Below are 11,054 nucleotides of genomic sequence, written 5' to 3'. Positions count from 1 at the left end.
GGGCAGAGCAACTCTACCGAAACGCCCAAAACCACCTACGCCAGGGAGACAACGGGCCCACGGTCGCCAAGGTCAGACAAGACAGTCCTCATCGCGGGGTTCGGCCGCTGCCCGCACCGCTGTCCACCGCTCTGTCCGCCCGGAGACCGTTCGCGTGGATCCAGCAGTCGCAACACGTAAAAGCCAAGTTCAGGCTCATCCCCTGGGAGTGCCCAAAGAGCACGCCCCCACTGTCGGGATGCCACAACCACCGTTCCCCTGTGAACCATCAAGCTCGCGGTTAACCGGGAGCCGGTCTGCACGCTCGGCCACCACACGGCCACCGCGCTAATTCGAACAGCCCGAAGAAGAGTGACCACAAGACACAAAAGACCAGTTCACAGCCTTGCAGAGCAAGACCGCCACCGACTGCAAACCTCAGACCCACGCATTGCGATGCGCAGCCCACACGTGCCCGATTGGCCCGAATTCCAAGGTCACCAGAAACAAGAAACCCCAGGTCAAAGGCTTGACCTGGGGTTCACCATGGAGCCGCCTTCGGGATTCGAACCCGAGACCTACGCATTACGAGTGCGTTGCTCTGGCCATCTGAGCTAAGGCGGCGCGCTGTCCACACCATGGTGCGGTCAGCAACGTCGGTAAGTCTACACAGTTTCCAGGGCGCTCCGAACCAGGGGTCGGAGCCCCGCGGGAGGGCCCGGACGGGCCGTCACCGCGGTCGGCGTTCAGGACGCTGAGCAGCGCTTTCCGTCCGCCGAGGGTGTGCCGCGGAGGAGGTACGCGTTGATCGCGGAGTCGACGCAGGCGCTGCCGCGGCCGTAGGCGGTGTGGCCGTCGCCGTCGTAGGTGAGGAGGCGGGCGGAGGAGAGCTGGGAGGCGAGGGCCTGGGCCCAGCGGTAGGGGGTGGCGGGGTCGCGCGTGGTGCCGACGACGATGATCGGGGCGGCGCCCTTCGCCTCGATACGGTGCGGTCCGCCCGTCGGCCTCACCGGCCAGTAGGCGCAGTTCAGGGACGCCCACGCGAGGGCCCGGCCGAACACCGGGGACGCCTTCTCGAACTCGGGGAGGGCTCGTTCGACCTCCTCGGGGGTGTTGTAGGCGGCCGGGAGGTCGAGGCAGTTCACGGCGGCGTTGGCGTACATCAGGTTGGAGTAGGTGCCGTCGGGGCCTCGTTCGAAGTAGCTGTCCGAGAGGGCGAGCAGGGCGGCGCCGTCGTCCTTCCTGACCGCCTCGGTGAGCGCCTGGCGCAGCCGGGGCCAGGCTCTCTCGTCGTACATCGCCGCGATCACACCCGTCGTGGCCAGGGACTCTCCGAGCCGCCGGCCGCCGGCGTCACCGGTCCGGAGCGGCCGCGCGTCCAACAGCTCGAACAACGCCCGCAGGTTCTCGGCGACCTGCGCGGGCGTGCTCCCCAGCACGCAGTCCTTCCGTCCCACGCAGTCCTTCGCGAAGGCCTGGAAGGCCGTCTCGAAACCCGCCGTCTGCTCCTGGTTGAGCCGATGGGCGGGCAGCGACGGGTCCAGCGCGCCGTCCAGCACCAGCCGGCCGACGCGCTCGGGGAACAGTCCCGCGTACGTCGCCCCGAGGAACGTCCCGTACGAGGCACCGACGTACGTCAGTTTCCCGTCGCCCAGCACGGCCCGCAGGATGTCCATGTCCCGGGCCGCCTCGACCGTGGAGACATGCCGCAGCAGCCGCGGCGCCCGCTGCCCGCACCCCTCCGCGAACCGCTTGTACGCGGCGACCAGTTCAGCCGTCTCCCCCGTGTCGTCCGGGGTGAGGTCCGTCTGCGTGTACGTGTCCATCTGGCGCCCGGTGAGACATTCGACCGGCTCGCTGCCGGCCACGCCGCGGGGGTCGACGGCCACCATGTCGTACCGCGCCCGCACCTCGGCCGGGTAACCGATGCCCGCGTACCCCTGCACATACCCGACCGCCGACCCACCGGGCCCGCCCGGATTGACCAGCAGCGAGCCGAGCCGCTCACCGGGGCCCGTCGCCTTCCTCCGCGAGACGGCCAGCCTGATGTCACCCTCGCCGGGCTGCGCGTAGTCGAGCGGCGCCTTCATCGTTGCGCATTGGAAACCGGGGATCTCGCAGTCGCGCCAGCTCAGCTTCTGCTCGTAGTACGGGGTCAGCACCGACGGAGTCGCCCGGGGCAGCGCGCCGAGGGCGGGCTCCCCGTCCGCCGCCGTGGTCGCCGTACCGGAAGCGCCGGAGGAGCAGCCCGCAGCGAGCAACGCGAAGGCAGCGAGCAACGCGCCGCCGACCCGCAGGGATCGATTCGGCCGGGAAGTAAGCCTGGTGTACATCTCGCGAGCGTAACCAGAAGCACTCAATTGATCACGAACAGCAACGAATGCTCCTCGTACGAGTGACACAGTCAACCAAACGCTCCACGCGCTCCCCCGAACGCTGGACGCCGTCCCCGTGACGTCACCCGGCCCGCAGAGCCATCGTCATCGCCTCCACGGCCAGCAGGGGCGCCACGTTCCTCTCCAACGCCTCGCGGCAGGCCGCGATCGCATCGATCCGCCGCAGGGTCGACTCCGGCGTGCCGCCCCGCGCCATCCGCTCCAGGCTGTCCCGCACCTCGACATTGGCGAGCGCGACCCGCGACCCCAACTGCAGGACCAGAACGTCCCGGTAGAACCCGGTGAGCTCGGCCAGGGCGAGATCCAGGCTGTCCCGCTGCGCCCGCGTACGCCGCCGCTTCTGCTTGTCCTCCAGGTCCTTCATCACCCCCGCCGTACCGCGCGGCATACGCCCGCCCTGCCCCGCGCCCATCGCCGTCCTCAGCTCCTCGGTCTCCTTGGTGTCGACCTCTTCGGCCAGCTGCTTCGACTCCTCCGAAGCGGCGTCGACCAACTCCTGCGCGGCCTTGAGACACCCTCCGATGTCCTCGACCCGCAACGGCAGCTTCAGTACGGCGGCCCGCCGCTCCCGAGCCCGTGGATCGGTGACCAGCCGCCGGGCCCGCTCGATGTGCCCCTGCGTGGCCCGGGCAGCCACCGCGGCCGCCTCCGGCTCGATGCCCTCCCGCCGTACGAGCATGTCCGCGACCGCGTCCACCGACGGTGTGAGCAGCCCGACATGCCGGCACCGCGACCGGATGGTCGGCAGCACGTCCTCCAGCGAGGGAGCGCACAGCATCCACACCGTCCGCGGGGCGGGCTCCTCCACGGCCTTCAGCACCGCGTTCGCCGACTTCTCGTTCAACCGCTCGGCGTCCTCGACGAGGATCACCTGCCACCGCCCGTTCGCCGGCGACGTGAACGACTTGCGCACCGTGTCCCGCATGTCGTCGACCAGAATCTGCGTGCCCACCGCCGCCACGGTGCTGACATCCGCGTGCGTCCCCACGAGCGACGTATGACACCCGTCACAGAACCCGCACCCCGGGCTTCCGCCCAGCGCCCGGTCCGGACTCACACACTGCAACGCCGCCGCGAACGCACGGGCCGCCGTGGTCCGCCCCGACCCCGGCGGCCCCGTGAACAACCACGCGTGCGTCATCTTCGACGCCTCCGGAGGCGCGGTCCCCGTCGTAGCCGCCGTGACGATCGCGTCCGCATCCCGGGCAGCCGCGTCGAGCTGCCCACTCAGCCGCTCCTGCCCCACCAGGTCGTCCCACACGGCCATGACCCACCACCCTCCGTCCCACAAGACCTCTCCGCGCACCATTGTGCGCGACCCCACCGACAACCCGCCCCGCATCCGGCCCCCGCCTCCGGTGCCAGGCCCGGGAGTGCCGGGGCCGGTCAGGGGCGGTTATCGCTCGCTGACGTCGGCGGGCCAGCCGGGTAGGGCTGGGGCGTCGGCGTACACGGGCCTCAGCCACGATGCACGGCCGGCACGGCGGCCCCACGCGGAAGGGGCCGTGCCGGTGCGTCAATCCCGTCGCATACAGCGGCCCGGAGAAGTCACCCGGCTCCAATCCGAGCGACACCGCACCAAGCGACAGGCCGACGCACCGGCACGGCCTCGACCCACAGGCAACCGCACGCGAACCGGCAACTCGGCTCACCAGCAGCGCGCGAACCAGCAGCGCGCGAACCGACAGCCCGCGAACCGGCTCAGCTCACCGGCGTCGCCGCCGCCAGCCCCGCCCGTCGTCCGTGTCGTCGTCGCCGAGCGGCCCCAACAGTTCGTCCGCCAGAGTGGGCAGATCGTCCAGCGGCGTCTCCTCGGCCCAGTCCGACCGGGGCCGCCGACGCGGCGTACCCTCCTCGTCGACCTGCGGGAGCTCCCGCGTCCGGCCCTCCGCCCCGTCGGGTCCTGGCCGCTCGTCCCGGAAATAGCCCGGTGGCACCCGATCGTCCCGCACCGGAGGCAGCACAGCCGTCTCGTCGGCCGCCCCCGAGGGGACCTGCGGCAGTACCGTGGTCTCATCCTCCGCAGCCGCCCCCGCAGAGGGCACCGGTGGCTTGGGCAGCTTCGCCGTCGTCTCAGAGTCCGCCCCACCATGCGAACGCGTAGAACCCGCAGTACCCGTAGAACCAGACGACCCAGCCCCACCAGGGCCATCCCCCCGCACCGGAGGCAACACGGCCGTCTCGTCCACAGGCCCACCCGACGCGTTCGTCGGCGTCACGAACGGCGTGGCCACAGTGACCGCGTCGTCGCCCCGCGAAGCAGCAGAGCGCTCGCGCCCAGCCCCCCGCTCGGCCTCCGCACTCCGCCCGGCCTCAGCATCCCGCTCAGCCCGGGCATCCCGCTCAGCCGCCGCGGCGCGCTCCGCCGCAGCCCGAGCTCCCCGCTCGGCCTGAGCCGCGCGCTCGGCCTCAGCCCTCTCCGCCGCGACCCTCTCCGCCTCGACCCGGGCCGCCCGCTCGGCCTCCGCCGCAGCGGCCACCCGCCGAGCGTCCTCGGCCCGGAGCAACGCCTCCTCGGCCTTCCGCTGCTTCTCCAGGCGGAGCGCTTCCGCCTCCGCCCGCAACCGCTGCTCCTCCGCGGCCTGCTTGCGACGCCGCTCCTCCTCGACCCGCCGCCGTTCCTCCTCCTCGGCACGGGCCTTCTCCTCAGCGAGGAGCCGCGCCTGCTCCTCCTCGGCACGACGACGCGCTTCCTCGGCCCGCTGCCGGGCCTCCTCCGCCTGCCGCTCCGCCTCGCGCCGCTGAGCCTCCTCCAGCTCGCGCCGCTTGCGCTCCTCCTCCTCGGCCCGCAGCCGCGCGAGCTCCTCCTGACGCTCCCGCTCCAGCCGCTCCTCCTCGGCCTTCCGCGCGGCCTCTTCCTCGGCCTTGCGCCGCGCTTCCTCCTCGGCCTTGCGCCGGGCCTCCTCCTGCGCCTTCACCTCGGCCTCGGACAGCGGCAGCATCACATCGAGCCGGGCCCGGACCACCGTGGTCACCGCCTCGGGATCCTGCGCGGCGTCGACCACCAGATAGCGCCCGGCATCCGCGGCGGCGAGCGTCAGGAACCCCGCCCGTACCCGCTCGTGGAACTCGGCCGGCTCGGACTCCAACCGGTCCGGCGCCTCGGTGAACCGCTCCCGCGCCGCCTCGGGCGACACATCCAGCAGCACCGTCAGATGAGGCACGAGCCCATCGGTCGCCCACCGCGAGATCCGGGCGATCTCCGTGGGCGAAAGGTCTCGCCCGGCTCCCTGATAGGCCACGGACGAGTCGATGTACCGATCGGAGACGACGACGGCACCCCGCTCCAGGGCGGGCCGCACCACGGTGTCCACATGCTCGGCACGATCCGCCGCGTAGAGAAGCGCCTCAGCGCGATGCGACAGCCCGGCACTCGACACGTCCAGCAGAATCGACCGCAGCCGCTTGCCCACCGGAGTGGCCCCCGGCTCCCGCGTCACCACGACCTCGTGCCCCTTGGCCCGGATCCACTCGGCGAGCGCCTCGACCTGGGTGGACTTCCCGGCCCCGTCACCGCCCTCCAGGGCGATGAAGAACCCGGTCCCGGCAGGCGCCTGAACCGGATCGTCGCCCTTCAGCAACGCGTCCCGCAGATCCTTCCGGAGCGGCACCCCGGACCGGTCGTCGACCTTGGCCAGCACCAGCGCGGCCACCGGCAGCAGCAACGCGCCCACCAGCATCAACGTGAACGCCGCACCCCCGTGCGCGAACACGAACTTGCCGCTCTCCAGCCGGTGCGGGCCGATGACTGCGGCGACCAGCGGAGCGACGAGCACCGCCAGCGCCACGAACACCCGTACGACGGCATGCAGATGCTCAGTGGTCCGCGCCCTACGGAAGTCCTCGGCCTCCTGGTCGAGCAGAGTGTGCCCGGTGTTGGCGGCGATCCCCGCGCCGGCTCCGGCCAGCCCCAGGATCAGCACCACACTCGTGACATCCGGCGTCAGTCCGGCGGCGAGCAGCGCGACACCGGTGAAGGCGATCGCGAGGGCGAGCAGCCGGCGCCGGGACAGCGAGGGCAGCACGGACGGCGCCCGACGGATCCCGACGACCACACCACCTGTCAGCGCGGCGACGAACAGCCCGTACAGCACCGGCCCGCCGCTCAGATCCTTGGCGTGCAGCACGGCGACGGCGACAGCGGCCGCGACCGCACCGGCGACAGCCCCGCATGCCGGCACCAGGAGCGGGATCGCACCCGTGCGTCCCTTGTCCACACCCGTGCCGGTCTTGGGCCGGCGCAGCCCCTCCAGCGGCGACCGCGCGCGGGGGGTGCGTGTCTTCGGCAGTTCGAGGAAGGTCACCAGGGACAGCGAGGCGGCGAACAGCCCTGCGGCGACGTACGAGGCCAGCGCGGCCTGGTGCTGTCCGAACCAGTCGAGGCCCGCGCCCAGCAGATTGTTGAGCAGCGACGCGACGACGAGGACGGCGGCCGCGAGAGGCACGGCGACGAATCCCGTACGCAGTGCCAGGCGCCGCAGCGCGTCCATGTGGTCCGGGAGCGGCCGTACGGTCGCTCCCTCGGGCGGCGGCGCGGGCAGCAGCGCGGGCGCCGCGCTCTCCCGGCAGACCGTCCAGAACCGCTCGGCGACACCTGCCACGAACGCGGTGACCAGCAGCACCGCGAGCGCGTTCTCCGGCGTCCAGTCGATCCACAGGGGCGCGACGATCAGCAGCAGGACCCGCACCCCGTCCGCGCCGACCATGGTCCAGCGGCGGTCGAGCGGCCCCTCCTGCGCGGTCAGTGCGGTGAGCGGCCCGAGGAGTACGGCTCCGAAGAGCAGGGTCGCGAGGGCACGCGTACCGAAGACGGCCGCGACCGTCAGGGCGACGCCCCGGTATCCACCGCCGAAGGAGCCTTCGCTGATCGCCGCCTGGAAGGCGAGGAGCACCAGCACGAACAGTGCGAGCACATCGCCCACACCGCCCACGAGCTGTGCGCTCCACAACCGTTTCAGCTGAGGTCGGCGCAGCAGCGCCCGCACGGCGCGCTCCCTGGAATCGGCTACCAGGGCGTCGTCGGAGGCCGGGTTGTGGGCCGTCGGCTGCTCGGCTCGCATCATGCTTTCAGCCTATCGGCACCCACCGACACTCCGAAGCAGCGCCCGAACGCACGCACACCGCACAACCAAGTCGCACAAAACCCGCACACGTTCGGCAAAGCCGAGGCGACCATTCCAGCCACCGCTCGGCGCCACGGCCCCCAAGGGGGCGCGGAGAACTACGCGCAGGGGCGCGGAGAACTGCGCGAAGGGGCGCGGGGAACTGCGCGACCAGCCACACTCAGCCCACAGCCGCAAAGCACCCGCACCCCCGAGCGGCTAGGCGCCTTCCCCGGCCGTCGTCGCCTTCTTCGCAGGAGCCGCCTTCTTCGCCGCAGCCGTCTTCGACGTCGCCGTCTTCTTGGCAGCGGTCTTCTTCGCAGGAGCCGCCTTCTTCGCGGCGGTCTTGGTCGCCGTCTTCTTCGCGGGCGCCTTCTTCGCCGTCTTCTTGGCGGGGGCCTTCGCCCGCTTCTCGGCGAGCAGCTCGAACCCGCGCTCGGGCGTGATCGTCTCCACGCTGTCCCCGGACCGCAGCGTCGCGTTGGTCTCGCCGTCGGTGACGTACGGCCCGAAGCGGCCGTCCTTCACCACGACCGGCGCCTTGCTGACGGGGTCCTCGCCCAGTTCCTTCAGCGGCGGCTTGGCGGCGGCCCGCCCGCGCTGCTTGGGCTGGGCGTAGATCGCCAGCGCCTCTTCGAGGGTGATCGTGAAGAGCTGGTCCTCGGCCTGCAGCGACCGCGAGTCCGTGCCCTTCTTCAGGTAGGGCCCGTACCGCCCGTTCTGCGCGGTGATCTCCTGGCCCTCGGCGTCGGCGCCGACGGTCCGCGGCAGCGACATCAGCTTCAGCGCGTCGGCCAGCGTCACCGTGTCCAGCGACATCGACTTGAACAGCGAGGCCGTACGCGGCTTGACCGCGTTCTTACCGGTCTTCGGGGTGCCCTCGGGGAGCACCTCGGTGACATACGGGCCGTAGCGGCCGTCGCGGGCGATGATCTGGTGGCCCGAGTCCGGGTCGGCGCCGAGCTCGAAGTCACCGCTCGGCTTGGCGAGCAGTTCCTCGGCGAGTTCGATGCTCAGCTCGTCCGGGGCCATGTCCTCGGGCACGTCCGCCCGCTGGTGCCCTTCGGAGTCCTTCTCGCCGCGCTCGATGTACGGGCCGTAGCGCCCGACGCGCAGCATGATGCCGTCGCCGACGGGGAACGACGAGATCTCGCGGGCGTCGATCGCGCCCAGGTCGGTGACCAGTTCCTTCAGGCCGCCGAGGTGGTCGCCGTCACCGTTGCCGGCCTCGGCCGCGGTGCCGTTCGCACCCGTGCTCTCACCGAAGTAGAAGCGCTTGAGCCACGGCACCGCCTGGGCCTCGCCGCGCGCGATGCGGTCGAGGTCGTCCTCCATCTTGGCGGTGAAGTCGTAGTCGACGAGCCGCCCGAAGTGCTTCTCCAGCAGATTGACCACGGCGAAGCTCAGGAACGACGGCACCAGGGCCGTGCCCTTCTTGAACACGTATCCCCGGTCGAGGATCGTGCCGATGATCGACGCGTACGTCGACGGGCGGCCGATCTCGCGCTCTTCGAGCTCCTTGACCAGCGACGCCTCGGTGTAGCGGGCCGGGGGCTTGGTGGCGTGCCCGTCGACGGTGATCTCCTGGGCGGAGAGCGCGTCACCCTCGGCGACCTGCGGCAGTCTGCGCTCGCGGTCGTCCAGCTCGGCGTTCGGGTCGTCGGCGCCCTCGACGTAGGCCTTCAGGAAGCCGTGGAAGGTGATCGTCTTGCCGGAGGCGCTGAACTCGGCATCCCGGCCGTCGGAGGCGGTGCCGCCGATCTTCACCGTGACGCTGTTGCCGACCGCGTCCTTCATCTGGGAGGCGACCGTCCGCTTCCAGATCAGCTCGTAGAGCCTGAACTGGTCGCCGGTCAGGCCGGTCTCGGCGGGCGTACGGAAACGATCACCCGAGGGGCGGATCGCCTCGTGCGCCTCCTGCGCGTTCTTGACCTTCCCGGCGTACGTACGCGGCTGGGCCGGCAGGTAGTCGGCGCCGTACAACTGTGTGACCTGGGCGCGGGCGGCGCTCACGGCGGTGTCGCTGAGCGTCGTGGAGTCCGTACGCATATAGGTGATGAAGCCGTTCTCGTACAGCTTCTGCGCCACCTGCATCGTCGCCTTGGCCCCGAAGCCGAGCTTGCGCGAGGCCTCCTGCTGGAGCGTCGTCGTACGGAACGGGGCGTACGGCGAGCGGCGGTACGGCTTGGACTCGACGGAGCGGACCGCGAACCGGGTGTTCTCCAGGGCGGCGGCCAGTGCTCGGGCGTCCCCCTCGTCCAGGTGCAGGATGTTCGCGCTCTTGAGCTGCCCGACCGAGTCGAAGTCGCGCCCCTGGGCGACACGGCGGCCGTCGACGGACTGCAGGCGGGCGACCAGGGACGACGGGTCGGAGGCGTCACCGGCGCGGCCGGTCGCGAAAGTGCCGGTCAGGTCCCAGTACTCGGCCGAGCGGAAGGCGATCCGCTCCCGCTCCCGCTCCACGACGAGCCGGGTCGCGACGGACTGGACGCGCCCCGCCGACAGGCGCGGCATGACCTTCTTCCACAGGACCGGCGAGACCTCGTAGCCGTAGAGGCGGTCGAGGATGCGGCGGGTTTCCTGGGCGTCGACCAGCTTCTGGTTCAGCTCGCGCGGGTTGGCGACGGCGGCCTGGATCGCGGCCTTGGTGATCTCGTGGAAAACCATCCGCTTGACCGGGACCTTGGGCTTGAGCACCTCCTGGAGGTGCCAGGCGATGGCCTCGCCCTCGCGGTCCTCATCGGTGGCGAGGAAGAGCTCGTCGGACTCCTTCAGGAGGTCCTTGAGCTTCCTGACCTGCGCCTTCTTATCCGCGTTGACCACGTAGATGGGCGCGAAGTCGTGCTCGACGTCCACGCCGAGGCGGCGCACCTCGCCGGTGTACTGCTCGGGCACCTCCGCGGCGCCGTTGGGAAGGTCGCGGATGTGCCCCACGCTCGCCTCGACGATGTAGCCGGGGCCGAGATAGCCCTTGATCGTCTTCGCCTTGGCAGGCGACTCGACAATGACGAGTCGGCGGCCGCCCTTCGCGGTCTCGCTGGTCGGGGACAACTTCGCTCTTCTCTCCGGTCGACGCTGGGGTTCCCCGGGCTTGTGTCCCGGGGCGGGCGCCCCCGGAGGCCTTTCCTCGCACGAGGCTCGGCTGTCGGCCCGGGGGTCGGGTCATGCTGACGCTGCGGAGTGTGACGGTACATCCCGCCCCCGTGTCAAACGGGAAAAGCCCGCAACGGCCACTCGAACGGTAACCCGACTACCGCCATTCCTGCCGCCCGGCGTCTTCAGCGATCCGTTCGGGGCCGATGCGGAGGGTCACATCCCGGTTACCCGACCCGCTCGCTGGCACCGGCTCACCGGCCCCGCTCAGATCCTGGTGAGGCACCACGCGCCGAGCACGAGGGCGGTGACCGCCGCGGCGCCGGCGAGCGTCGCCGACAGCACGGGCCGTACCCCCTGGGCGACCGGCTCGCCCCGGCGCAGCCGTGTCGTGGTCCACAGCAGCAGCCCGCCCCCGAACAGGGCGAACACCACCCCCACGAAGATCGCCGGTCCGCTCTCCATGTCCCGTCCTCCCACCCCT

5 protein-coding genes and 1 tRNA gene are annotated in these 11,054 nt (G+C 71.2%); all 6 read right to left on the bottom strand.

Translation table 11 applies throughout. The annotated features are described in order from the left end of the window. Positions 1-526 precede the first annotated feature (526 nt). The 6 genes from OG858_RS26030 to OG858_RS26005 all read right to left on the bottom strand — a co-directional run bounded on the left by OG858_RS26030 (position 527) and on the right by OG858_RS26005 (position 11,035). A tRNA-Thr gene (locus tag OG858_RS26030) sits at positions 527-603 on the bottom strand. Between the two features lie 122 nt (positions 604-725). Next, the gene (locus OG858_RS26025) at positions 726-2,312 is read right to left on the bottom strand and encodes an alpha/beta hydrolase (RefSeq protein ID WP_327744612.1); all 1,587 of its coding nucleotides are present in this window, start codon (positions 2,310-2,312) and stop codon (positions 726-728) included. Positions 2,313-2,436: 124 nt separating this feature from the next. Further along, complete coding sequence (locus tag OG858_RS26020; protein WP_327724626.1) at positions 2,437-3,642, bottom strand: DNA polymerase III subunit delta'; 1,206 nt, start codon at positions 3,640-3,642, stop codon at positions 2,437-2,439. Between the two features lie 439 nt (positions 3,643-4,081). Next, the gene (gene tmk / locus OG858_RS26015) at positions 4,082-7,438 is read right to left on the bottom strand and encodes a dTMP kinase (RefSeq protein WP_327724625.1); all 3,357 of its coding nucleotides are present in this window, start codon (positions 7,436-7,438) and stop codon (positions 4,082-4,084) included. A gap of 258 nt (positions 7,439-7,696) precedes the next feature. Next, the gene (gene topA / locus OG858_RS26010) at positions 7,697-10,528 is read right to left on the bottom strand and encodes a type I DNA topoisomerase (RefSeq protein ID WP_319262625.1); all 2,832 of its coding nucleotides are present in this window, start codon (positions 10,526-10,528) and stop codon (positions 7,697-7,699) included. A 309-nt stretch (positions 10,529-10,837) separates the two neighbouring features. Continuing rightward, positions 10,838-11,035: a hypothetical protein gene (locus OG858_RS26005; RefSeq protein WP_319262626.1), complete on the bottom strand. Its 198-nt coding sequence runs from the start codon at positions 11,033-11,035 to the stop codon at positions 10,838-10,840. Positions 11,036-11,054: the final 19 nt, after the last annotated feature.

The sequence above is a fragment of the Streptomyces europaeiscabiei genome (assembly GCF_036346855.1).
Taxonomy (GTDB): domain Bacteria; phylum Actinomycetota; class Actinomycetes; order Streptomycetales; family Streptomycetaceae; genus Streptomyces; species Streptomyces europaeiscabiei.
Note: the sequence above shows the minus strand (reverse complement) of the source record. Positions and strands in the feature narration are given on the sequence as shown.

Bases quoted from the DNA above. Each gene is read 5' to 3' on its own strand.
- OG858_RS26025 (WP_327744612.1), bottom strand. From the start codon at position 2,312: ATGTACACCAGGCTTACTTCCCGGCCGAATCGATCCCTGCGGGTCGGC.
- OG858_RS26020 (WP_327724626.1), bottom strand. From the start codon at position 3,642: ATGGCCGTGTGGGACGACCTGGTGGGGCAGGAGCGGCTGAGTGGGCAG.
- tmk (WP_327724625.1), bottom strand. From the start codon at position 7,438: ATGATGCGAGCCGAGCAGCCGACGGCCCACAACCCGGCCTCCGACGAC.
- OG858_RS26005 (WP_319262626.1), bottom strand. From the start codon at position 11,035: ATGGAGAGCGGACCGGCGATCTTCGTGGGGGTGGTGTTCGCCCTGTTC.